General features: G+C 50.0%; 1 rRNA gene. It reads left to right on the top strand.

What is annotated here, in order from left to right:
* Nucleotides 1-150 precede the first annotated feature (150 nt).
* Nucleotides 151-236 (top strand): 5S ribosomal RNA (gene rrf, locus AC2Q9J_RS18515); the annotation flags it as partial.

Genomic DNA, 236 nt, shown 5'->3' with positions numbered 1-236 from the left:
GATAGGTTCGAGGTGGAAGCGTGGCGACACGTGCAGCTGACGAATACTAATCGATCGAGGACTTAACCAATTACTTTCATGGATTGCTTTGCATCAACCGTTCAATGTCCGTTGTATCCAGTTTTGAGGGCGCAAGCACTCAAATTATAGTCCAGTGACGATGGCAAAGAGGCCACACCCGTTCCCATCCCGAACACGGCAGTTAAGCTCTTTTGCGCCGATGGTAGTTGGGGGAT

The organism is Planococcus sp. RAB007_Raresut, from assembly GCF_057369535.1.
Note: the sequence above shows the minus strand (reverse complement) of the source record. Positions and strands in the feature narration are given on the sequence as shown.